23 protein-coding genes are annotated in these 23398 nt (G+C 65.2%); 13 read left to right on the top strand and 10 right to left on the bottom strand.

Annotated features, from left to right (window positions below; translation table 11 throughout):
* The first annotated feature begins 21 nt into the window (after positions 1-21).
* On the top strand, positions 22-417 hold the full coding sequence (locus tag A3AS_RS0108660) for a cupin domain-containing protein (RefSeq protein ID WP_198293688.1): 396 nt from the start codon (positions 22-24) through the stop codon (positions 415-417).
* 47 nt (positions 418-464) lie between these two features.
* Entirely contained in the window at positions 465-1238 is a 774-nt protein-coding gene (locus A3AS_RS0108665) for an SDR family NAD(P)-dependent oxidoreductase (RefSeq protein ID WP_018317205.1), read from the top strand.
* A 122-nt stretch (positions 1239-1360) separates the two neighbouring features.
* Here A3AS_RS0108665 and greA read toward each other — a convergent pair whose 3' ends face one another.
* The 3 genes from greA to A3AS_RS0108680 all read right to left on the bottom strand — a co-directional run bounded on the left by greA (position 1361) and on the right by A3AS_RS0108680 (position 2911).
* The gene (greA, locus tag A3AS_RS0108670; protein ID WP_018317206.1) at positions 1361-1843 is read right to left on the bottom strand and encodes a transcription elongation factor GreA; all 483 of its coding nucleotides are present in this window, start codon (positions 1841-1843) and stop codon (positions 1361-1363) included.
* Positions 1844-1903: 60 nt separating this feature from the next.
* A complete protein-coding gene (locus tag A3AS_RS0108675; protein ID WP_018317207.1) occupies positions 1904-2389 on the bottom strand; it encodes a hypothetical protein in 486 nt (161 codons plus the stop codon).
* Between the two features lie 174 nt (positions 2390-2563).
* Positions 2564-2911 carry a hypothetical protein gene (locus tag A3AS_RS0108680; protein WP_018317208.1) on the bottom strand — a complete coding sequence of 116 codons (348 nt, stop codon included), beginning with the start codon at positions 2909-2911 and terminating at the stop codon, positions 2564-2566.
* Positions 2912-3168: 257 nt separating this feature from the next.
* On the opposite strand from A3AS_RS0108680, the gene A3AS_RS0108685 reads away from it, so the two are divergent.
* Positions 3169-3402, top strand: a complete 234-nt coding sequence (locus tag A3AS_RS0108685) for a DUF3551 domain-containing protein (protein ID WP_018317209.1) — start codon at positions 3169-3171, stop codon at positions 3400-3402.
* A 42-nt stretch (positions 3403-3444) separates the two neighbouring features.
* On the opposite strand, the gene A3AS_RS0108690 is transcribed toward A3AS_RS0108685, so the two are convergent.
* Both A3AS_RS0108690 and A3AS_RS0108695 read right to left on the bottom strand, forming a co-directional pair.
* Positions 3445-3963 (bottom strand): hypothetical protein, encoded by a 519-nt coding sequence (locus A3AS_RS0108690; RefSeq protein ID WP_018317210.1) that lies wholly within the window; start codon positions 3961-3963, stop codon positions 3445-3447.
* Between the two features lie 191 nt (positions 3964-4154).
* Positions 4155-5702, bottom strand: a complete 1548-nt coding sequence (locus tag A3AS_RS0108695; protein ID WP_018317211.1) for an acetolactate synthase large subunit — start codon at positions 5700-5702, stop codon at positions 4155-4157.
* A 267-nt stretch (positions 5703-5969) separates the two neighbouring features.
* Here A3AS_RS0108695 and A3AS_RS0108700 point away from each other — a divergent pair, with 267 nt between their 5' ends.
* Both A3AS_RS0108700 and A3AS_RS0108705 read left to right on the top strand, forming a co-directional pair.
* Positions 5970-6548 (top strand): L,D-transpeptidase, encoded by a 579-nt coding sequence (locus tag A3AS_RS0108700; RefSeq protein ID WP_018317212.1) that lies wholly within the window; start codon positions 5970-5972, stop codon positions 6546-6548.
* A gap of 204 nt (positions 6549-6752) precedes the next feature.
* On the top strand, positions 6753-7568 hold the full coding sequence (locus A3AS_RS0108705) for a DUF2927 domain-containing protein (RefSeq protein ID WP_018317213.1): 816 nt from the start codon (positions 6753-6755) through the stop codon (positions 7566-7568).
* Positions 7569-7766: 198 nt separating this feature from the next.
* Here A3AS_RS0108705 and A3AS_RS0108710 read toward each other — a convergent pair whose 3' ends face one another.
* A complete protein-coding gene (locus A3AS_RS0108710) occupies positions 7767-8573 on the bottom strand; it encodes a class I SAM-dependent methyltransferase (protein WP_026201812.1) in 807 nt (268 codons plus the stop codon).
* A gap of 162 nt (positions 8574-8735) precedes the next feature.
* Entirely contained in the window at positions 8736-9860 is a 1125-nt protein-coding gene (locus A3AS_RS0108715; protein ID WP_018317214.1) for a threonine synthase, read from the bottom strand.
* Positions 9861-10120: 260 nt separating this feature from the next.
* Here A3AS_RS0108715 and A3AS_RS0108720 point away from each other — a divergent pair, with 260 nt between their 5' ends.
* From A3AS_RS0108720 to upp, 4 genes are all read left to right on the top strand, one after another.
* The gene (locus tag A3AS_RS0108720; RefSeq protein WP_018317215.1) at positions 10121-10756 is read left to right on the top strand and encodes a VOC family protein; all 636 of its coding nucleotides are present in this window, start codon (positions 10121-10123) and stop codon (positions 10754-10756) included.
* 276 nt (positions 10757-11032) lie between these two features.
* Positions 11033-12289, top strand: a complete 1257-nt coding sequence (locus A3AS_RS0108725; RefSeq protein ID WP_018317216.1) for a GTP cyclohydrolase II — start codon at positions 11033-11035, stop codon at positions 12287-12289.
* Between the two features lie 7 nt (positions 12290-12296).
* Entirely contained in the window at positions 12297-13535 is a 1239-nt protein-coding gene (locus A3AS_RS0108730) for a URC4/urg3 family protein (protein WP_018317217.1), read from the top strand.
* Between the two features lie 167 nt (positions 13536-13702).
* Positions 13703-14332, top strand: a complete 630-nt coding sequence (gene upp, locus A3AS_RS0108735; protein ID WP_018317218.1) for a uracil phosphoribosyltransferase — start codon at positions 13703-13705, stop codon at positions 14330-14332.
* Between the two features lie 69 nt (positions 14333-14401).
* Here upp and A3AS_RS0108740 read toward each other — a convergent pair whose 3' ends face one another.
* Both A3AS_RS0108740 and A3AS_RS0108745 read right to left on the bottom strand, forming a co-directional pair.
* Complete coding sequence (locus tag A3AS_RS0108740; RefSeq protein ID WP_018317219.1) at positions 14402-15514, bottom strand: M48 family metallopeptidase; 1113 nt, start codon at positions 15512-15514, stop codon at positions 14402-14404.
* Between the two features lie 3 nt (positions 15515-15517).
* Positions 15518-16672: a YjgN family protein gene (locus A3AS_RS0108745; protein ID WP_049814824.1), complete on the bottom strand. Its 1155-nt coding sequence runs from the start codon at positions 16670-16672 to the stop codon at positions 15518-15520.
* A 401-nt stretch (positions 16673-17073) separates the two neighbouring features.
* Between A3AS_RS0108745 and A3AS_RS0108750 the strand changes: the two genes are divergently transcribed.
* Together A3AS_RS0108750 and A3AS_RS0108755 are read left to right on the top strand one after the other, a co-directional pair.
* Positions 17074-18339: a cytochrome P450 gene (locus A3AS_RS0108750; protein ID WP_026201814.1), complete on the top strand. Its 1266-nt coding sequence runs from the start codon at positions 17074-17076 to the stop codon at positions 18337-18339.
* Between the two features lie 174 nt (positions 18340-18513).
* Positions 18514-19788, top strand: coding sequence for a cytochrome P450 (locus A3AS_RS0108755; RefSeq protein WP_018317222.1), 1275 nt, complete (start codon positions 18514-18516; stop codon positions 19786-19788).
* Positions 19789-20067: 279 nt separating this feature from the next.
* Here the strand turns inward: A3AS_RS0108755 and A3AS_RS0108760 are convergent, their stop codons facing one another.
* A complete protein-coding gene (locus tag A3AS_RS0108760) occupies positions 20068-20988 on the bottom strand; it encodes a LysR substrate-binding domain-containing protein (protein WP_018317223.1) in 921 nt (306 codons plus the stop codon).
* A 125-nt stretch (positions 20989-21113) separates the two neighbouring features.
* On the opposite strand from A3AS_RS0108760, the gene A3AS_RS0108765 reads away from it, so the two are divergent.
* Both A3AS_RS0108765 and A3AS_RS0108770 read left to right on the top strand, forming a co-directional pair.
* Positions 21114-22283 (top strand): acyl-CoA dehydrogenase family protein, encoded by a 1170-nt coding sequence (locus tag A3AS_RS0108765; RefSeq protein ID WP_018317224.1) that lies wholly within the window; start codon positions 21114-21116, stop codon positions 22281-22283.
* 10 nt (positions 22284-22293) lie between these two features.
* A complete protein-coding gene (locus tag A3AS_RS0108770) occupies positions 22294-23397 on the top strand; it encodes a CaiB/BaiF CoA-transferase family protein (protein WP_020508645.1) in 1104 nt (367 codons plus the stop codon).
* Position 23398: the final 1 nt, after the last annotated feature.

Consider the following 23398-nt stretch of genomic DNA (forward strand, 5'->3'; position numbering starts at 1 on the left):
CACATGACCATGGACTTGGACATCGACATCAAGCGAAACGGATCGCGCCCGTCCCAGAAGGGACCGCAGGACTGGTTCACCGGCACGGTACGCATCGACCCGCTATTCCAGGCCCCTGATCCGGCTCGGGTGGGCGCGGGCCAGGTCACGTTCGAGCCGGGTGCCCGCACCGCCTGGCACACGCATCCGCTCGGACAGACGCTCATCGTCACCGCGGGACTGGGTTGGGTTCAGCGCGAAGGCGGAACCATCGAGGAGATCCGGCCGGGCGACGTCGTCTGGTTTCCGCCGGGACTGAAGCATTGGCATGGCGCCTCGCCGACGACGGCGATGACCCATATTGCCATCCAGGAATCCTCCGGCGGCAAGAACGTCGACTGGATGGAGAAAGTGAGCGACGAACAATATCGGAAGTGATGGCGGGCGCTGTAGAGTGCGTCCTGAAACATCCGGAGAAGCAGCGCATGGCGATCATCTTCATCACCGGCAGCACGGACGGCCTCGGCCGGGCAGCGGCGCAATCGCTCGTCGATCAAGGTCACCGCGTGGTGCTGCACGCGCGGTCGGCGGATCGCGCCGCCGATATCGGCGCGTTCGCGTCGCGTTGCGCCGGGATCGTGGTCGGCGATCTCCGCAGTGCCGCAGATGCAAGAAGCATCGCCGACCAAGTCAACGCGATCGGTCGCATGGACGCGATCATCCACAACGCCGGCGTCTACACACGGCCTAGCCGTGGCGCGACGCCGGAAGGCCATGCCGAAACCCTGGCGATCAACACGCTTGCGCCGTACATGCTGACGGCCCTGATCGAGCGGCCCGACCGATTGGTGTATCTCAGCAGCGGATTGCACCGCGGTGGAGAGGGCTCGCTCGACGACCTCGATTGGACACAGCGGGCCTGGGATTCGGCCAAGGCCTATGCCGAGAGCAAGCTGCACGTTGTCGCGCTGGCGTTCGGTCTGGCACGACGCTGGCCCAAAGTCCTGAGCAACGCCGTCGATCCCGGATGGGTACGCACCAAGATGGGCGGCTCGGGCGCCGCGGTCGATCTCCACACCGGACAACAGACGCAAGCCTGGCTCGCGGTGAGCGAGGAGCCCGCCGCTCTGGTCAGCGGGCGCTACTGGCATCATCTCCGGCGGGAGGAGCCGGCCGGTGAGGCGACCGATCCGGATTTTCAGGACGCACTCATCGAAAGATTGGGCAGGCTGACCGGAGTTCCGCTTCCGCAGGCCTAAAGAGCGATGCGATTTGGATGAATCATCGTCGCGCTTTGGGTTGACGTTTGCGCATGATCTTTCCGGAAAACCGCTTCGCACTTTTCCGGATCATGCTTGAGGCAGACCAATACGGGCTCGCCCTACCCGATCGACAGGATCTCGATCTCCTGCGCGCCCGTCCCTACGACGTCACCCACCGCCTTCCCCATCAGCGACCGCGCGACCGGCGCGACGAACGAGATCGTCCCCGCCTTAGGGTCGGCTTCGTCCTCGCCGACGATGCGGTAGGTTTGCACGCGGCCGTCGCTGCGGCTGAAGGTCACGGTGCTGCCGAAGGCGACTGTTTCGGTCGAGGTCGGATCGGGAACGAGCTGCGCCGTGCGCAGCCGTTCGGTGAGATAGCGGGCGTCGCGCAACGGCACCGCCGACTGCCGGCGCTTTTCGTTGACGTCCTCAATGGCCTGCGCGGCCTCATAGGCCTCGCGGGCTTGCTGAAGCTGCGTCTGCAACGCCTGCAGCCCTGCTTCCGTCACGAGGTTGGGATGCGGCGAGATCGGGCGATCCGGCAACAGCGTCTCGGACGCGGTTTCGGCGCTTTCTTCCTTGGTAAAGGCGACGCTCAATTCAAAGATCCTGTCGAACTGTCCGGAGTGGCGGCGCCGCGCGCCGCCGATTGCCCTGGACTATATCTCAAGTTCGACGAAACGACGGAGCTTGAAGACGAGATCAGGCATGGCCTGGCGGAACCGCGTCGCGTTCTGGAAATTGGTCGAGAACGGCGCGAAGGTGATCATGGCGTTCCAGTGCCTGTAACCGTAGACCGTGACCGAGGCCCCGGTCGCCGGGAAATTCTCCAGCTTGCGCAGCTCGCCAAGCACGAGATCGGCGATCGCTTCTGCCGGCAACAACTGCTTGCCATCCCGCGTCGTGACGATTTTCGCAGCCGGCTCGACCGGTTCCACGGCGGCCGGCGCAGCGTTGGCCGCATCCTCCTGCCCGGTCGACGTCGCCTCAGGGACGGGCGCCGCGACGGCGTCCGCTCCGTTCGACGGCACGGTCGGCGGGCCCTCGGTGAGCGGCGGCGGTGCAACACTGTCTGCGCGCTTGTTGCCTCCAAGGATGCTGCTGATCATGGCCACAAGGCCAGCATCCTTCACGTCGTCACTCATCACTCCCCCCGGGATTCGGCCTACTCTAGCACTGCGCTCGCAGACCGCCACCGAGGATGTGGGGCCGGAGTTCGCCGGGCAGAGGCGGTTGGTAGCAGGCCGTTCGTCGAAGCGCCGGTGCTTCGAGCGCACAGGCGGCGCGAAGCTGAGCATCCCGCGCCGCCATGCGATCCGTCACTGCTTAGCGAACGGAATATATTGCTGGTACTGCTTGGGCACCGAACTGCGATAGCGCGCGGGCACGGTGCCGGTGTCGACGGAGCGATCGATTTCCTGCTGCCGCGTCATCTTCTTCTTCGCCGGCTTCTTCGACGCACTCTTCTTGGAGTCGGTCGGCTGGCTGGGGCTGTCGGTGGTCGCGGCCGGCGCCGCCGTCGTTTCCGGCGCAGCGGTTGTCGCCGCAGGCGCAGCTGTTCCGCCGGCGGCCGGCGCGCTTTGGGCCAGGGCTTGGGTCAAGACAGGCGGCGTTTGCGTCATGAGCGCCAGTGCTGCCACCGCAGCCAGCAAATATGATTTCTGCATGAGAACCTCCAAATGCCTTGATCCGAACGAGGCAAGCCTAGTCCCACCGGATCGAGGCGTGCAAGTTCGCTGAGGATAGGTCGGAACCCGTGTGCGAACTGTGGCCGAGATCACAGTGCAAGGCGCCGGCTGCGTCACGATGGTCCTCGCTTCGAACGCATCCGGCGCCGGAGAGACCAACACAGCATGACCCCGCGTCAGACAAGCCACGGGAACGACAAGGCTCGGCCGTTCCACCTACCATGAAGGAGATTGAAATGCGTCGCACCATCCTCACGCTTGCATCGTTCGCAACGCTGATCGCCGCGTCGTTGTCGGCGGCCCCGGCCCAGGCCGGAAGCGACAGATACTGCCTGCAAGGCCGCAACTGGGGTTATCCCGGCAACTGCCAGTTCGCCAGCTACCAGCAATGTGCGGCGACGGCCTCCGGCACATCGGCCTATTGCGGCATCAACCCGCGCTACGCCTACTCGCAGCCCTACGCCTACTGACCACGTCGCGGCGTGCGCGGCGATCGCGCACGCCGCACGTCTCTATGCGCGAGCTCCAAGGCCGATCTCCTCGAGCCGCGCCGCGAACCAGCGCGACAGCGGGTCCTCGACGGCGCCGCTGACATAGACCTCCGACATCGTCACCTGGTCCTTGTCCAGCACCAGCAGCAGGCCGACCCAGTAGGGAAACCAGACGTGGACGTCGGTCAGCGCCCTCAGCTTGTGCTGGTCGTGCTCAAGCGGGGTGTGATTGCTCGCCTTGCGGATCTCCACGCTGAGCAGATTGTTCGGGATCTCGCGCTGATGCACGACGACATCAGGGTAGATCGACTTGCCGAGATGGTCGTCGGTCGAGATGATGGTGCCGTGCGGCAGATGCAACGTGCGCTCGCCGAGCCGGTCATAGTTGCAGTCGACCGACCAGCCGGAGAACTGCTTTTCCAGATGCACGGCGAAGCGGTGCGTGACCGCGCGTTCGCCGATGTCCTTCTCGAACAGGAAGCCTTCGTGGGCGTAGAAGTCCCGCAGCGCCGCGATTACCTTGTTCAGCTCGGTCTGCATCGTGCCTCCGGGCCCATCTCGCGCACCTGGTTCGGTGTCGTCCCGGCGAACGCCGGGACCCATACCGCGAGGTCTATCGAGTGTACACGGCGCACGTTCCGAACTCCGAGTCTTCGCCAAACCTCTCCCTGGGGTTATGGGTCCCGGCGTTCGCCGGGACGACGTGGGGAGAGAGCTTGTTCAATCAACCCCTACATCTGGACTTCGATCAGCCGTGGCCCCGGCTCGGCGACGGCTTCGGCCAGCGCCTTGTTGAACTCGTCGGCATTGGTGACGGCACGGCCGGGCACGCCCATGCCCTTGGCCAGCGCCACGAAATCCAGCGTGGGCCGGTCGAGGCGGAGCATGTCGTTGGCGCGCTGGCCGGGCTCGCCGGCGCCGACATTGTCGAACTCGCCGCGCAGGATCTGGTAGATCCGGTTGGCGAACACGATGGTGACGATATCAAGGTTCTCGCGCGCCTGGGTCCACAGCGACTGGATCGTGTACATCGCGCTGCCGTCGCCGACCATGGTGATGACCTTGCGGTCCGGGCAGGCGATCGCAGCGCCGATCGAGAGCGGCGTCGAGAAGCCGATCGAGCCGCCCATGTTCTGCAGCCAGTCGTGCGGCGCGGCAGCGGCCGTCGGCGGGAAGAAGCCGCGGCCTGTGGTGAGGGATTCGTCGACCATGATCGCGTTCTCGGGGATCGCACAGGCGATCGCCTGCGCGATCGAGGCGAAGGTGAGCTCGCCGGTCGGCCTGATCAGCTCCTGCACGGCCTGCGGCTTGACGTCCTTGGCGCTGGCCTTCACCGCACCCGCAAGCGCCTCGAGCGCTGCGACCGAGTTCTCGCCCCAGGAGGTCATGCGATGGACGTCGCAGCCCTCAGGCTTGAGCATGCTCGGCTTGTTCGGATAGGCGAAGAACGCCACGGGATCGTCAGACTCGACCAGCACGATGTGACGGAACTTGGCCAGCATCGGCAGCGCGTTCTCGATCACGTAATGGATGCGGTCGATCGAGTAGCGGCCGCGGCCGCGCGCCATCTTGGGGCGGAAGGTCGGGCCCATCACGGTGCAGCCGGTCTTGGAGGCGATGCGCTCGGCCAGAGCCAGGCCCTGCTCGCTGAGGGCGCTGCCGGTCATCAGCAGCAGCGTGCCCTCGCCGTCACCGTGCAGGATCTTCGCGGCCCGCTCGACCGCCTGCGGCGAATAGCTCGCGCGCTGCTGCTCGGCCGGAACCTCGGCGATGCCGTCGGCCTCGTTCCAGGCGGTGTCGGCGGGCAGGATCAGGGTCGCGATCTGACCCGGCGCGCTCTTGGCGGCGGCGATCGCGGCGGCGCCGTCGGCGGCCACCGATTTGGAGTTCGGCGAGGTCCGGACCCAGGACGACATCGGCCGGGCCAACCCCTCGATGTCGGAGGTCAGCGGCGCGTTGTAGTCGATGTGATAGACGGCATGCTGACCGACGATGTTGACGATGCCGGAATTGGCCTTCTTGGCGTTGTGCAGGTTGGCAAGACCGTTGGCGAGGCCGGGGCCGAGATGCAGCAGAGTCGAGGCCGGCGTACCCTTCATGCGATAGTAGCCGTCGGCCGCGCCCGTCACCACGCCCTCGAACAGGCCGAGCACGCAGCGCATGCCGGGGACCCGGTCGAGCGCTGCGACAAAATGCATCTCGGAGGTTCCCGGGTTGGAGAAGCAAATGTCCACCCCGCCCTTGACCATCGTCCGCACCAGGCTTTCCGCACCGTTCATTCTTCTTGCTCCCGCAACCGCCGATTTCGAGTGAGGTATCCGACCAATCATTGTTCGCAGGCCCCGTCAAAGCAATAGGGGCCATCGCGGCCCTGCCCCGCGCGAGGATGCGCTGGCTTGGATAACGCTTTTCGTCAAATTGGCGCGGTTGCGGATCTGGTGACGTCAATCGTTAAGCATGGCATCCCTCACGGGGCCGTGGCTTGCGAAAAGCCCGCAAATATGGCCTGTGGCCCTTGTTGAATCGATTTTTTGCTGGGGGAAACAATGATCCGGTTTTTTGCCGCGCCGATTGCCGCCATCGCACTGCTGTCGGCCATGGCGGGCGGCGCGTTCGCCGAAGAGTTCGACTCGCGCGACATCATGGGCGGCGGACCGAACTTCTTCCGTTCCGGCGCCAATCCGATCCCCCGCACCACCGTCATGTATAACGGCAATTACGCCCCCGGCACGATCGTGGTGAACACGAGCGAGCGGCGGCTGTATCTGGTGCTGCAGAACGGCCAGGCGCTGCGCTACGGCATCGGCGTCGGCCGCGACGGCTTCCGCTGGGGCGGGGTCCACAGGATCACCGCCAAGAAGGAATGGCCGGACTGGACGCCGCCGTCGCAGATGCTGGCCCGCCGGCCGGACCTGCCGCGCCACATGAAGGGCGGCGTCGAGAATCCGCTCGGCGCGCGCGCGATGTATCTGGGCTCGACGCTCTACCGCATCCACGGCTCCAACGAGCCGGAGACGATCGGCCAGGCGGTCTCCTCGGGCTGCTTCCGCATGACCAATGACGACGTCAGCGATCTCTACGGCCGCGTCTCGGTCGGTACCACGGTGGTGGTGCTGAACAACTGACGCACGCTTCCGTAGGGTGGGCAAAGCCGGAGGCATGCCCACCACTGACTGCGGTTGCGGCGCGATGGTGGGCACGGCGCTTTCGCGCCTTTGCCCACCCTACGACACTGTAACTCTCTTGCTACAGACAATGCCGGGAACCCGCAGGCCGCGTGAATCTGCGGCCTTGTGCGCGCGACGTGAATACGGCAGCGTCGCACGACGATGAGCGCACTCAATCCGTCCTCGGCTGCCCTTCGCATCGCCCTGCTGGCGCTCGCCGCGCTCACATGCGCGCCCGATCCCGCGACCACGGCGGTGGCGGGCGAGTTGCCCGCGGTCTCCTCGCGCCAGCGCTCCGAGAAGAAGAATTTTACCGACGGAGAGATCGTCGAGGGCTTCCTGAAGACGGCGTTCGGCGCCGAATATCACCTCGCCGGCCGCGTCGACCGCATTCGCAAATTCGACGGACCGGTGCGCGTGTACGCCGAGAGCGACCGCGCCGACCGCAAGACGCAGCTCGCCAAGGTCGTGGCCGACATCGCCCATCGCGTGCAGCATCTCGATATCGCCATGATCGCGACCGCCGAAGCGGCCAATGTGCGGGTGAAGCTGGTGCGCGACCGCGACCTCTTCCGCACCATCTCCAGCTTCTACGGCGCCGAGAAGGCGCGCGAGATCCGCACCTCGCTCGACCCGCAATGCCTGTCCGGCTTCCGCAAGAACGACAATTTCGAGATCGAGCATTCCGACGTCATCCTCACCGTCGACAACGGCGATTTCGTCTTTCTCGACTGCGCCTATGAGGAGCTGCTGCAATCGCTCGGGCCCATCAACGACACCGCGAGCGTGCCGTGGACGATGTTCAACGACAACGTCTCGATGGGCTATTTCGACGTCTACGACCAGTACATCCTCAATCTGCTGTACGATCCCCGCATCAAGCCCGGCATGACCGTGGCCGAGGTCAAGGCGGTGCTGCCCGCCGTGCTCGCCGACGTGCGCGGCTGGGTCAAGCAGGTGAATGATCTGAAGGAGTGAAGGCGCTTGCTCGCTGCACCCTCTCCCCTGTGGGAGAGGGTGGCTCGCCGCATAGCGGCGAGACGGGTGAGGGGTCTCTCTCCGCAAGTTCAATTTCATTGAGTGGAGAGAGACTCCTCATCCGGCGCTTCGCGCCACCTTCTCCCACAAGGGGAGAAGGAAAAGCACGTGCGATCGCGGCGGCTTATCGCTTCAGCCTCACACCTTGCTTGCCTTCGACATCAGGAACTGCTGGCGCATCACATTGTGGCCGGGGTCGAAATATTCCGAGATCAGCGCCTCGAATTCGGCTCGGAAGCTCTTGAGCTTGTCCGGCTCGTCCTTGTATTGGGCGACGAGCTTGATCAAAGGCCCGATCGTCGTTTCCATGGTGCGGCGGAAATGCTGCGGGCTGAGGGCGGACGGTGTCATCATGTCCATCTCGAAGGAGAGGTCCTTCGCTTTCCCCGCGAGACGCTCGGCGACGATCTTCGGATCGCCCCACAACACCGGCGATGCCACGCCCTCGGGCGGCGGCAGATGGCGGCCGATCAGCGCGAACATTCGCCCGACATACAGATGCGGCGGCCAGGTGGAGAAGGCGATGGTGCCGCCGGGCTTCAGCACGCGCAGCATCTCGCCGATCGCGACGTCCGGGCGCGGCGCGAACATGTGGCCGAACTGGCTGAGCACCACGTCGAACTCGTTGTCGCCATAGGGCAGGCTTTCGGCATCGCCGTCCTTGAAGTCGACATCGAGGTTCATCAATTGCGCATGCTCGCGGGCGCGTTCGATCAGGACCGGCGACAGATCGAGACCCCTGACCTTCGCACCGCGGCGCGCCGCCGTGATCGCGACAACGCCGGTGCCGCATCCGACGTCGAGCAGGCGTTGGCCGGCGGCAACGCCGGCAAAACCGACGAGCTTGGCGGCGGTCGGTATCGTGAAAACTTCCATCGGCGTGAACAGCGACCAGGCTTCCTTCTGGACTGCCTTGAAACCTGCAAACGGATCCTGCGCGGTCATGGAACTCTCCCCTTTGCGCGAGCTGGATCTTCATGAGGCTGGCGACGGGCGCCGAAGGTTCAACGCGGCCGCATGGCTCCGCGGCAACGCGGATGCCCGGGCCTTCTGCAACGCCCTCGTCCCGCGGCGGCCGCGCCGCAACACGGCCCAACAGATCGGACCCTACTGGACGAGATCGGCGACGGTGGTTGCGGCCTTCAGGCCGGTGCCGGTGAGGACGGCGACCGTGGTGTCGGTCGCCTTGATGGCGCCGGTGGCGGAGAGTTTGTCCAGCGCCGCAGCCGCGCTGGCGCTGGTCGGCTCGGCGAACAGGCCCTGCCGCGCAAGACGGCGGAGGGCGGCGACGATCTCGTCCTCGGTGAGCGCGACGGTGCCGCCGCCGCTCTCGCGCAAGGCCGCGATGATCTCGCGCAGGCGCAGCGGGTGCTTGATGGCGGTGCCTTCGGCGATGGTCTTGTTCACCTCGCGCGCGACAGGCGTATCGACGCCGGCCTGAAAGCTCGCATCGATCGGCGAACAGTTGAGTGGCTGCGCCGCGAACAGCCGCGGCAGCTTCGCGATCTGGCCGGCCCTCAACAGCTCGCGGAAGCCGAAGGCGCACCCGAGAAGAGAGCTGCCGGCGCCAACGGGGACGATGATGTTATCGGGGGCGCGGAAGCCGAGATCTTCCCAGATTTCATAGGCGAGCGACTTGGTGCCTTCGAGGAAGAACGGCTGCCAATTGTGGCTGGCATAGAAGGTCTGTTGCGACTGGCGGATCGCCTCGGCCTCTGACTCCTCGCGCGGGCCCTCGACGAGCTGCACCTCGGCGCCGTAGGCGCGCACCTGCGCGATCTTCGCCGGCGAGGTCGAGGCCGGCGCTAAGATCTTCACGCGCATGGCGCCGGCGGCGCCCAGCCCCGCCATCGACGAGCCGCCATTGCCGGAAGAGTCTTCCAAGATGGCGTCGACGCCGATCTGGCGCAGGAAGGACAGCATCACGGCCGAGCCGCGGTCCTTGAAGCTGCCGGTCGGGTTGAACCATTCGAGCTTGAACAACGGCCGCAAATCGCCCCAGCCCTGCTCCACCAGCGGCGTGCAGCCTTCGCCGAGCGTGATCGGAGTCTTGATCTCGACCGGCAGCGCCGCGCGGTAGCGCCAGAGCGAGCGCGTGCGGCCGTCGATGTCCTCACGCGAGATCCCCGCGCCCGGCGTCACCAGAAGCGGCGTGCGCTCGTCCGAGCACCAGCGCGGCTGGTCGAGCGCATAGAGCTTTCCGTTGCGGGGGTCGATGTAGCTGGCGGGCATGGGGGTCTCCGGGGCGGTCAACCGATCCAGTCGATATGTCTGAATATATGGGCTTTATCCAGTCACGCGTTTGCAAGGGTGTGGACGCAGCCCGATTTGTGCACGATACGCCGTCTCCTTGCAGGGAGCGCGGACAGGCGATGGCAGTTCGATGGACCAAAGGTTACAGTCAGCGCGAGCTCGACCGTGCGCAGATTCAACCTGGTCGCACGATATGGCCATAGCCTGGAAGAGCTCGAGAAGAAATCGGATCGCTAGCCATGCTTCGTCTTGACCACATCACCGTCGCCGCGAACGACCTTGCCGAGGGCGTTGCCTATGTCGAGACCGCGCTCGGCATTGCGCCGCCGGCCGGCGGCGCGCATCCGCTGATGGGCACGCACAATCATCTGCTGCGACTGAGCGAGACAGCGTTCCTCGAAGTCATCGCGCCGAACCCGTCGGCTCCCGCGCCCACCCGGCCGCGCTGGTTCGCGCTGGACGATGCACGGACGCGCGCGGCGCTCGCGGTTTCGCCGCGGCTCATGACCTGGGTCGTGAGCACGTCCGACATCACGTCCGCGCTCGCGACGATCCCGCATGTCGCAAAACCAGCCATCACGGTGACGCGCGGCCATCTCGAATGGCTGATCTCCGTCCCGCCCGACGGCTCGATGCCGTTCGACGGCGCGTTTCCGACCGTGATCGAGTGGCCGGCCGGACCGCATCCAGCGTCGCGCATGGCCGATCTCGGCTGCTCCCTGGTGGAATTCGAGATACGGCACCCCGAGGCGGACACGATCGCCGCGTCGCTGGCGGGCTTTCTGGACGATCCGCGCATCCGCTTCAGTCACGATTCCGCGCCCTCGTTTCGCGCGGTGATCCGGACGCCGGGAGGCGACCGGCAGCTGGTCTAGCCGGCCTCGCCGGCCGGTGGCCCCTTCAAAAACACAAATAACTACATAGATATAGCCTGTATACCGGTGCCGTGCGCCATTCAGCTGGGCATGGCAATGGCTGGTGACCGGCATCGGCAGCGGAGGCCCTGCGCGCGCAGCACGATTAACTTGTCTGTCGCGTCTTGCCGCTACAATATGTTGGATTGAGCTTGCGTCGCCGATGTTCCGCGTCGGCAACGCGACCGAGCCAGGCCCGTCCGAGCGGCGGGCCGTTGGCTTTTTGGGAGTTTGGTCATGAGCCGCGCGAACCGTACCGACCACATCCGCCTGACTTCGCATCCGGAGCCGGGCCGGAAGTCCGCCTTCCCGATCCACTGGGGCGCCGCTGACGCGCGCGCCCGCGGGCCGATCATCGGCACGGTCTCGCGCGCCGGGGATCGCAACGTGATCGGCAGCCATGGCGGGTCCTACGCGATGTACCGTGCGCTCGCGGTGTCCGCCGGCGCGCTCGATCCGATTCGCAGGCCCGACCTCACCAATACGTTTCCGGCGGCGACCATCGGACCGTTCGAGCAATGGCGCGATCCCGCAAAAATCGTCGCGCTCGATCCCTGGGGGCATCTGGTCGCGGAGAATTTCGGCAAGGAGATCGCAGAAGGCTCCGACATCCGCCCGAGCATCGCCGTGACGCGAGCGCGGCTCGACCTGCCGGAGATCCGCGAGGCGCTGGCCGCAAAACGGCTACGCGCCGACGGCGAGGTCGTACATGCCAATGGCAGCGTCTCCGTCGTGAAAATCGCGATCGATCCGGTCTGGTACCTGCCGGGGCTTGCGGCGCGCTTCGGCACCGCTGAGACCGAGCTGCGGCGCACGCTGTTCGAGCAGACCGCCGGCATGTTCCCCGAGCTGGTGACGCGGCCGGACATGAAGGTGTTTTTGCCGCCGATCGGCGGTACCACCGTCTACATGTTCGGCGATGTGACGAAACTGCCGGACCATCGCACCAAGATCACCTGCCGCGTGCATGACGAGTGCAACGGGTCCGATGTGTTCGGCTCCGACATCTGCACCTGCCGTCCGTATCTCATCCACGGCATCGAGGAATCCGCGCGCGGCGCGCAGGAAGGCGGGCTCGGGCTCGTCGTCTACAATCGCAAGGAAGGCCGCGCGCTCGGCGAGGTCACCAAATTCCTGGTCTACAACGCGCGCAAGCGCCAGGAGGACGGCGATGCGGCCGCCGCCTATTTCGAGCGCACCGAATGCGTCGCCGGCGTGCAGGATGCCCGCTTCCAGCAATTGATGCCGGATACGATCCACTGGCTCGGCCTGAAGCGCATCGACCGCTTCCTGTCGATGAGCGACATGAAATACGACGCGCTGACCTCGCAGGGCATCGACATCGTCGAGCGCGTGCCGATCCCGCCGGAGCTGATTCCCGCCGACGCCTATGTCGAGATCGCCGCGAAGAAAGCCGCCGGCTATTACTCGACCGACATCGCGCCCGAGAAGGACGTGGACGGCGTGGTCGGGCGTTCGCTGGAAAAATACTGATCGCGCGATGCCGGAGGCTTTGGAATTGCAAGCACGCTCGCTGCTCACCGCAGATGCGGTGCGCGCGCGGGCCGCGCAGATGCTGGAGATCGGCCTTGCCGGCGGCCTCCGCCACTTCACGATCGATCTCGACCGGATGGATGGTGTCGCGGAGGCCGTGCTCGCGGTGACCCGCAAAGCCTATCCGGCGCTGGACATTCCATTCCATGCGCGCTGGCGGCATTTTGTGCTTGGCGGCGTCGACCGCTGGGCGAAGCTTGCCGACGCGGCTTCGTGGCCGGACCGCGCCGCGCGGGCGCGCGCGGAGTTCGACCTTGCCATCGTCAGCGTGCTGCTCGATGCCGGCGCGGGCGCCGCGTGGCGCTATCGCGACGCAGTGACGGGACAAGGCATCGGCCGGTCCGAGGGGCTTGCGATCGCGAGCCTCGACATGTTCGCGAGCGGTCTTTTTTCGCGCGACGCCGGCTCGCCATTCAGGGCCGATGCGAACGTGCTCGCGCAGCTGCCGCTCGCCGCACTCACCTCCGCTTTTCAGGTCAGCGACACCAATGCGCTGCTCGGGCTCGAGGGGCGCACGGATCTGTTGCGGCGTCTGGGCAAGCTGGTCGCGGAGCGCGCCGAGATTTTCGGCCTGCAAGATACACCGCGGCCGGGCGGGCTGTTTGATCACATCGCGGCGCAGGCGAAGGGCGGCGCCATTGCCGCACCGGCGATCCTGTCGGCGGTGCTGAACCAGCTCGGACCGATCTGGCCGTCGCGGCTGGAGCTTGCAAAGATTCCGCTCGGCGATTGCTGGCGCCATCCAGCGCTTAGGGCGGATGATGCGACCGCGGGCCTCGTGCCGCTGCACAAGCTGTCGCAATGGCTGAGTTATTCCCTGATCGAACCGCTGCAGCGCGCTGGCCTCGACGTCACCGACATCGACGGCCTCACGGGGCTTGCGGAATACCGCAACGGCGGACTGTTCGTCGACTACGAGGTGCTGCGCCTGCGCGACGCCGCGGATGCCGCGCGCGCGCATGCGGTGGACTCGCTGCTTGTCGTGGAATGGCGTGCGCTGACGGTCGCGCTGCTGGACCAGCTTGCCGAGCTGGTTCGCGCCAAGCTCGGCCGCACGCCCGAGACATTGCCGCTCGCCAGCATTCTGGAAGGCGGCACCTGGGCCGCCGGCCGCGCCATTGCGTTTGCGCGCCGGCCCGACAGTTCGCCGCCGCTGAAGGTGATCAGCGACGGCACGGTTTTCTAAACCCTCTCCCCTTGCGGGAGAGGGTGGCTTCGCAAAAGCGAAGCCGGGTGAGGGGTCTCTCTCCGCGGGGGTCTCTCAATTGGAATACGCGGAAAGATACCCCTCATCCGGCGCTTCGCGCCACCTTCTCCCACAAGGGGAGAAGGGAAGAAGAAGAGCATCCCATCATGGAAGGCGTCACGATCGTCGATCATCCGCTGGTGCAGCACAAGCTGACGCTGGTGCGGGACAAATCGATCTCCACAAAGTCATTCCGCGAGCTGATCAAGGAGATCGGCATGCTGCTTTGCTACGAGGTGACGCGCGATTTGCCGCTCGCGGATACCGTGATCGAGACGCCGCTGGCGACGATGCACTCGGCCAAGATCGCCGGCAAGAAGCTGGTGTTCGTGCCGATGCTGCGCGCCGGCACCACCTTCGTCGACGGCATGATGGACCTGGTGCCGACTGCGCGCGTCGCCCATATCGGGCTCTACCGCGAGCCGCACAGCTTTGCGGCGGTGGAGTATTTCTTCAAATCGCCGTCCGACCTCGGCGAGCGCCTGGCAATCGTGGTGACCCCGGTGGTCGCCACCGCCAACACGGCCGTCGCCGCCATCGACCGCCTGAAGGAGCGCGGCGCCAGGGACATCCGCCTCGCCTGCCTGATCGCCGCGCCGGAAGGACTCGAACGGCTGCGCGGCTTGCATCCGGACGTGCCGATCTGGACCGCGGCGGTGGACGAAGGTCTCGACGAGAACGGGTTCATCCTGCCGGGCCTCGGCGATGCCGGCGACCGCGCCTACGGGACGCGGTAGGCGCGCTCTAAAGCACCTCTCCCGCTTGCGGGAGAGGGAGCGCACCTCCGCCGTGGCAGCGATCAACCTTCAGATCTTCCCGCTGCCGCAAATTCCCTTCAGCGACTGCCATTCCTTGTCCGTCAGCAGCGGCGGGCCGCTAGCCGGGCGATCTTCCCTGGTCATGCGGGCGAGGCGGTCCTCGGTCAGGGGGTGGCTGGCGAGGATCGACGTGAGCGTGGAGCCGCCCTCCTTGCCGGTGATGCGGAACATCAGCTCGGCCGCAGGCTTCGGCGAGCGGCCGAGCTTGTGCATGATCTCGATCGCGAACGTATCGGCAGCAGTCTCGGCCTCGCGCGAATAGGAGGCTTCGACGACGGTGCGCGAGGCAAAGATCACGGCGGATGAGCCGGTGACGTCGCCGAACAACAGGCCGATCAGGAATGAGGTGCCGCCGTTGTAGATCAGGCCGCGCATGTTGTCGTAATGCTTGAGATGGCCGAGCTCGTGCGCGAGGATGCCGGCGAGCTCGTCGGGGTTCTGCGCCTTGTCGAGCAGGCCCCTCAGCACGTAGACCTTGCCGCCGGGCAGCGCGAACGCGTTCGGCACCGCGGTTGGCAGCACGCCCGCTGTCATGGAATCGTCGTCGAGGCCGGCGGCATCGCGCAGGCGGTTGACCAGCTTTGTGAACGCGGCCTTGCCCGCGGGGTCTTCGCAAACGCTGCGGCCGAAGATGGTCTTCACCTGGACTTCGGAGGCGTCACCGATGCGCCGCTCGATCGGTTTCGGCACCAGCGGTGCAAGCCGGTCGGCGGCGAGCGGCACGCCGAACAGCACGACGCAGACGATGGAGACGGTGGCAGCCACCGACCAGCCGACGATCTTTGCGACGCCACGGCGCGAGGTTCGGTGCTCGTCGAGATGGGCGCAGCGGACGGTCACGTCCGCCGCGAGTACAGCGTCGCGGATTTCCAGCCGCGCCAATGGCGGCGCGGCGATGCAGGCAAGACGCAGGATTCCCGGCGGACTGTCGGCGCGGCGAATGTCGGCATAGGACCAGCGAACCGGCGTTCCGCCCTCCTCGAGGATCTCTAGCGCATCAGCGAACGTCAGCGTCACCTGCCGCCGGCGGCTCGACATGCCGTCGAAGAAGATGGTCGGCTTGGCGGCCTGCGCCGGCGCCTCGGCAAATACGTCACTCACAGCTCAGAATCCCGCGACATCGAGCCCGTCGGCAAAACCTTCGCCGAGCGCACTGGCAAGTACGCCGCGCCCCTGCACATCCGACGCCGCGCCGATGTCGTGCACCTTGACGGTCTCCAACACCTTGGCCCAGAGATCACGCTGAAGATAGACCCGCATGACGATGTTGATCGCAAGCGCCAGCGCGAGATAGCCTGCTACCATCATCACCACCATCGGGATGCTCCTGGCGGCATTGTCGGAGCCGAACACCTGATCGGCCGGAACGCCGCTCAGCTGGACGACCAGCAAGGCGGAGCCGCCGAGATAGGCGGAGAATACCATCGAGAGCAGCGTCCACCAGCCGATCACCTTCCAGTACAGGCCGTAGAAGGCATCGTGCGGCAGGTCCGAGGACAGGCTGACGCCGCCGATGCGGATGCCGTCGAGCCACCAGCGCCATTCGCGCGCCTTGAACTCCGCATAGAAGAACGGCGCGAGCGGGAAGATCACCAACGCGATCGGGCTGAGCAGCCACAGCCACCAGCCGCGCTTGAAGAAGGTCCAGCCGTTGCCCTCGAAATCGCCGCGGAGATCGCCGTAATGGGTGTGCTGCATCTTGTAGCGTTCGAGCGCGGCCTCGCGCCAGGGCAGCGCCAGGCCGAGCGTCAGGAATACGAGCAAGCCCCACGCCATGGCGCGGAACGAATAGGCCCAGCCCGAGCCGTCCATCCAGAATCGGACGCCGCGCCAAACGGTGCGCGTCAACCGGTAACGTCGCGCGCGAAAAATCGCGAACTGGCCGAAGGCGTAGAAGCCGATGAACAGCGGCGTCGAGGCAAAACCCTGCCAGCGCTCGAACTCGATGCCGATCAGGAAGTAGGCGAGATAGATCGGCACCAGAATCGCGAGCGCGAACAGGAAGCCGACCAGCAGCTCCTTGGCACGGCCGGTATATTCGGCGGCATCGCCGTCGATCGCGGTGTTCGCCCACAGATGACGACGGATGTCGGTGACGAGCCAGAACCGGTAGAAGCCGAAGGTGACGAGCTCCAGCATGGCCCCCTTGGTGACCATTTTCCGGAACTCGGAGCGGTCACCGCTGAAATCGACCCGCGTGGGCGGCAGCGGCGGCGGTAAGGGCTCGGAGCCGATCGGGGTCCATTGCATGTCGTTCACGGCGGCAACCTCGGGATGCGGTCTTGATCGGGTCAAACTATAGATCAGAGCTTGGTCGGTCCCCAAGATGGCGGGGTTCGATTTACCTTGATTCCAGTCGGTTTCTGGCACGATTTCACGACAAATGGTGTGCGGCGGGTCACGTTGATCGAGATCCCGTCAGCGCAATCCGGGATCTTGCCCCAAGTGACGGCGGCCCCGGATTACGCGGAGCCTGTCATCGGGCGGCGCTTTGCGCCGACCCGTTGGCTCCATCCGGGCTACGCGCCCGGCCACGCCCAAAGGTTGGATGTGACAAAACTCTCCCTTGCTCCGGCGCAGACAACCGGCTGTAATTGCAAATCAAATACCGCAGCGCAGAATTCAACGAGAACGCGCGGTTCATGCCAGGGAGAGCGGTCATGCATGGGACCATGGAGAGCGCGGCAAAGCTCGACGCATTGCGCGAGCGCGCCAACTCACTGCCGCTGGAGCAGTACGATCCGGGCGACCCGGAATTGTTCAGGACCGATACGTTCTGGCCGTATTTCGATCGGCTGCGCCGGGAAGATCCCGTGCACTATTGCAAGGACTCGATGTTCGGGCCGTACTGGTCGGTGACGCGCTACAACGACATCATGGAGATCGAGACCAACCATTCGGTGTTCTCCTCGGCCTCCGCGCTCGGCGGCATCACCATCCGCGACATCGATCCGGACCTGCGCCGCGAGAGCTTCATCTCGATGGATCCGCCGCGCCATGCGGCGCAGCGCAAGACCGTGGCGCCGATGTTCACGCCGACGCATCTGGACAATCTCGCCCTCAACATCCGCAAGCGCTCGGCCGAGTGCCTGGACAACCTGCCCCGCGGCGAGGTGTTCGACTGGGTCGACCGCGTCTCGATCGAGCTCACCACGCAGATGCTCGCGGTGCTGTTCGACTTTCCCTGGGAGGACCGCCGCAAGCTGACGCGCTGGTCCGACATCGCCACCACCATCCCCGGCCCCGACGGCCTCGTCGCCACCGAAGACGAGCGTCAGGCCGAGCTGACCGAATGCGCCGGCTATTTCGCGCGGCTGTGGAAGGAGCGCATCGCGCAGCCGCCGAAGAGCGATCTGTTGTCGATGATGGCGCATGGCGCCGCGACGCGCGACATGGACGCCAAGAACTTCCTCGGCAATCTCGTGCTTTTGATCGTCGGCGGCAACGACACCACGCGCAACACCATGTCGGGCTCGCTGCTCGCGCTGAGCCAGCATCCGGAACAGTATCGCAAGCTGCGCGAGAACCCCGCACTGCTCGATAGTTTCGTCCCCGAAGTGATCCGCTGGCAGACGCCGCTGGCGCACATGCGGCGCACCGCGCTCACGGACTTCGAGTTCCGCGGCAAAGAGATCAAGAAAGGTGACAAGGTCGTGATGTGGTACGTCTCGGGTAACCGCGACGAGGAGGCGATCGAGAAACCCTACGACTTCATCATTGACCGCGCCCGCCCGCGCACGCATCTGTCCTTCGGCTTCGGCATCCACCGCTGCGTGGGATTGCGGCTTGCCGAACTCCAGCTCAAGATTATTTGGGAAGAAATCCTTAGGCGGTTCGACCATATTGATGTGGTCGGCGAACCCAAGCGGGTCTATTCGAGTTTCGTGAAGGGTCTGGAAGAGCTGCCGGTGAAGATCGCGGCGTGAAATGCGAACTATGCCACGACAATGCTGCGCCCCCTCTCCCGCTTGCGGGAGAGGGTTGGGGAGAGGGTATCTCCGCAACGGGACAATCCCCTAGAGGAGAAAACCCTCACCCGGCGCTACGCGCGACCTCTCCCGCAAGCGGGAGAGGTCCGAGAACCAATTGGAGCCACGACGATGAACATCCAAGCGCCGGTTAAAGTGGACAAGGCCGAACGCATGCGCAGGGCCCGCGAGGAGGCCTATGCGACGCCGTTGTCCCAATTCCACCCCGGCGCGCCCCGGCTGTTCCAGGACGACACGCTGTGGCCATGGTTCGAGCGACTGCGCAAGGAAGAGCCGGTGCATTACTGCACCAACGCGCCGATCGAACCGTACTGGTCGGTGGTGAAGTACAACGACATCATGCATGTCGACACCAATCACGGCATCTTCTCCTCGGACTCTACGCTCGGCGGCATCTCGATCCGCGACGTGCCGGAAGGCTACGACTATCCGAGCTTCATCGCGATGGACCAGCCCAGGCATTCGTCGCAGCGCAAGACGGTGTCGCCGATGTTCACGCCGACACATCTGGACGAGCTGGCAAAGCTGATCCGCCAGCGCTCGCAGACGGTGCTCGACAATCTGCCGCGCAACGAGACCTTCAATTTCGTCGAGCGCGTCTCGATCGAGCTGACGACGCAGATGCTGGCGACCCTGTTCGACTTCCCCTGGGAGGAGCGGCGCAAGCTGACGCGCTGGTCGGATGTTTCGACCGCGCTGCCCAAGAGCGGCATCGTCGCCTCCGCCGAGGAACGCCGCCGCGAGATGGACGAGTGCTACGCCTACATGTCCAAGCTGTGGAACGAGCGCGTCAACTCGGCGCCGCGCAACGATCTGCTGTCGCTGATGGCCCACAACGACGCCACGCGGCACATGGACCCCGACAACCTCATGGGCAATATCATCCTGCTCATCGTCGGCGGCAACGATACCACGCGCAACACCATGACCGGCTCGGTGCTGGCGCTGAACGAGAACCCGGAGCAATACGACAGGCTACGCGCCAATCCGGAGCTGATCGACTCCATGGTGCCCGAAGTGATCCGCTGGCAGACGCCGCTGGCGCATATGCGCCGCACCGCGTTGCAAGACACCGAGGTCGGCGGCAAGCACATCAGGAAGGGCGACCGCGTGGTGATGTGGTACGTCTCCGGCAACCGCGACGAGGAGATGTTCGACAAGCCGAACGATTTCATCATCGACCGTCCGCGCCCGCGCACCCATCTCTCCTTCGGCTTCGGCATCCACCGCTGCGTCGGCATGCGCCTCGCCGAGCTGCAGCTGCGCATCGTCTGGGAAGAGATGCTGAAGCGCTTCGACCGCATCGAGGTGGTCGGCGAGCCGAAGCGGATCTATTCGAGCTTCATCAAGGGATACGAGACGCTGCCGGTCAGAATTCCGGGGTAGGCTGCTAATCGACTGTCCTGGGGCAATCGATCTCCTCAATCTCCACTGTCATGCCCCGCGAAGGCGGGGCATCCAGTACGCCGCGGCTTCTCGATTCTAGCCGCGCGGCCTCTGGAATACTGGATTGCCCGCCTTCGCGGGCAATGACACCGAGTGTGAATAAAGAGCGCGCTCCGAACGCCCCTAGAGCTCGCACCGCAGCTATAAAATTTCGGCATGACAGTTCGCGCCAGATGCGAAGGCAAGGCGGCGCCTGACTGTTCTACGACGTCAGCGCATCTAACTCAATTTGATGTCCCAGACGCCTTCCTTGCGGCAGGCCGCGACTTCCTCGCGCAGCAGCGCCGTGACGGCGAGCGAAGCCGTCGAGACCGGGCGGTCGATCGGAGAAGCGAAAATGAGCTCGCGTGTCATCGGCTTGGATACCGGCGCGGTTTCCAGCCGCCCGTCCGCGACCTCGCCATGGACCGACGACGGCGGCAGCAGCGCGAAGCCGAGGCCCTCCCCGACCAGGCTCGTCAGCACGCGAAACGAATCCGCCTCGAGCTGGACGTCGAGCTTGATCTTGCGCTGGGCGGCCGCGTGCTCGATCAGCGCGCGGAGGCCGTGGGAATGACTGGGCAGCACCAAACGTTGCCGGAGCAGCCAGCCGATGTCGACGCTCTTCTTGCGCGCGAGGCCGCAGCCGCGCGGGCCGACCGCGACGATGTTGTCGCGGCCGAGACTCTGCACGTTGAGATGCAGATCGGCGGAGCGGCCGTAGAGGATGGCGAGATCCATCTCGCCGCGATGCAGCCATTCGACGAGATGGCCGCTGTAGCTCTCGACGATGCGCAGCGAGATGCCGGGGAATTTTTCGACGCAGCGCCGCGCAAAGCGTGCCGACAGCACGCAGCTCACGGTTGGAACGAGGCCAAGCACGACCTGGCCCGACAGCGGCCCCTTGGACGACTGGATGTCGTCGCGGATCTGGTCGATCTGCCGCACGATGCCGGAGGTGCGCGCCAGCAGCAGCCGGCCGGCTTCGGTCAACACCATGCCGCGGCCGTTGCGGGTGAAGAGTTCAGTTCGCAGCTCGTGTTCCAGCAGCTTGATCTGCCGGGAGAGCGCCGGCTGCGCCACGCGCAACGTGTCGGAGGCCTTGGAGAGGCTGCCGAGCTCCGCCACGCAACTGAAGGTCCTGAGCTGCCGGAAATCCATGCTTGCCAATCCTGGAAGGCTACTCCATACGCTATAACAAATGAGCATAGGGGGCTGGCGTTGTTTTCACAACGCCTGAGGATCGGCCGGCGTTATCTTAACTGCCGCTAAGAACTGGAAACGCCATGAGTGAAGAACACCACACCGAAGACTACGCCGACATCCGTGAAGCCGTCGCAAAGCTCTGCGCCCAGTTCCCCGGCGAATATTGGCGCAAGCTCGATCGCGAGATGGCCTATCCCAAGGCGTTCGTCGACGCGCTGACAGCGGCCGGTTATCTCTCGGTGCTGATCCCCGAGGAATATGGCGGTGCGGGGCTGAAGCTCTCGGCGGCCGCGGCGATCCTGGAAGAGATCCAGCGCGCGGGCTGCAACGGCGGCGGCTGCCATGCCCAGATGTACACGATGGGCACCGTGCTGCGGCACGGCAATGCGGAGCAGAAGGCGAAATATTTGCCGAAGATCGCGAGCGGCGAACTGCGACTTCAGGCCTTCGGCGTCACCGAGCCGACCAGCGGCACCGACACCTCCTCGCTGAAGACCTTCGCGCGCAAGGACGGCAACGACAGCTACATCGTCAACGGCCAGAAGATCTGGACCAGCCGCGCTGAGCATTCCGACCTGATGGTTCTGCTGGCGCGCACCACGCCGAAGGAGCAGGCCAAGAAGCGCACCGACGGTCTTTCAGTGTTCATCGTCGACATGCGCGAGGCCAAGAACAATGGCCTCGAGATCCGCCCGATCCGCACCATGATGAACCATGCCACCACCGAAGTGTTCTTTACCGACATGAAGGTGCCGGCGGAGAACCTGATCGGCGAGGAAGGCAAGGGCTTTCGCTACATCCTCTCCGGCATGAACGCCGAGCGCATTTTGATTGCGGCGGAATGCGTCGGCGACGCCAAATGGTTCATCGCCAAGGCAACGAACTACGCCAAGGAGCGCAGCGTGTTTGGCCGGCCAATCGGCCAGAACCAGGGCATCCAGTTCCCGATCGCCAAGGCCTATGCCTCGATGCGCGCGGCCGAACTGATGGTGAAGGAAGCCACTCGCAAATACGAGGCCGGGCTCGACTGCGGCGCGGAGGCCAACATGGCAAAAATGCTGGCGGCGGATGCGTCCTGGGAAGCGGCGAACGCCTGTATCCAGACCCATGGCGGCTTCGGCTTCGCCGAGGAATACGACGTCGAGCGCAAATTCCGCGAGACGCGGCTCTATCAGGTGGCGCCGATCTCGACCAACCTCGTGCTCTCCTTCGTCGCCGAGCATGTGCTCGGCATGCCGCGCTCGTACTGAGGCCACCATCATGGGAGCACTTGACGGGATCAGGGTGATTGCGGTCGAGCAGGCGGTGGCGGCGCCGTTCTGCTCCTCGCGCCTGGCGGATGCCGGCGCGGAGGTGATCAAGATCGAGCGGCCCGAGGGCGATTTCGCTCGCGGCTATGACGCGGCGGCGAAAGGCCAGAGCAGCTATTTCGTCTGGCTCAACCGCGGCAAGCAATCGGCCGTGGTCGATCTCGCGACGAAGGAAGGCTGCGCCGAGCTGGAGAAGCTGATCGCCAGCGCCGACGTTCTGATCCAGAACCTGAAGCCGGGCTCGATGGACAAGCTCGGCTTCTCGCGCGAGCGGCTCTTGAAGGACTATCCAAGGCTGATCTCCTGCACGATCACCGGCTATGGCGACGAGGGCCCCTATGCACATCGCAAGGCCTATGATTTGCTGATCCAGGCCGAGAGCGGCCTCGCCTCGATTACCGGCAATCCCGATGGCGCCTCGCGCGTCGGCATGTCGATCGTCGACGTCGCGACCGGTGCCACCGCGCATGCGGCGATCCTGGAAGCGCTGATCGGACGTGGGCGCACCGGCAAGGGCTGTGACATCCGCATCTCCATGTTCGACGTGATGGCGGATTGGTGCACAGTGCCGCTGCTCAACTCCGAGGCCGGGAATCCACCCAAGCGCATGGGCCTGCGCCATCCCTCGATCGCGCCCTATGGCGTGTTCACCTCGAAGGACGGCAAGGACATCCTGATCTCGATCCAGAGCGAGCGCGAGTGGAAGACGCTGTGCGCGAAGGTGCTGGACCAGCCTGATCTGCCGGCCGATCCCCGCGTCGCCAATATGGTCGAGCGCGTGCGCAACCGCGACTTCACCGATACGACGGTGGCGGATATCTTCGCCAGGATGACGCGCGACGAGCTGCTCAAGCGCCTCTCGGACGCCGATATCGCCTTTGCCGAGGTCAACACCATGGCCGATCTCGCCAAGCATCCGCATCTGCGCCGCATCGAGGTCGACACGCCGAACGGCCGCGTCAGCTATCCCGCACCGGCGCCGATCATCGTCGGCGAGACGCGCGCTTACGGCGCTGTGCCCGCCATCGGCGAAAATCCAAAGTCCAGGAAGTAAG

Source organism: Bradyrhizobium sp. WSM2793, from assembly GCF_000379585.1.
Classification (GTDB): Bacteria; Pseudomonadota; Alphaproteobacteria; order Rhizobiales; family Xanthobacteraceae; genus Bradyrhizobium.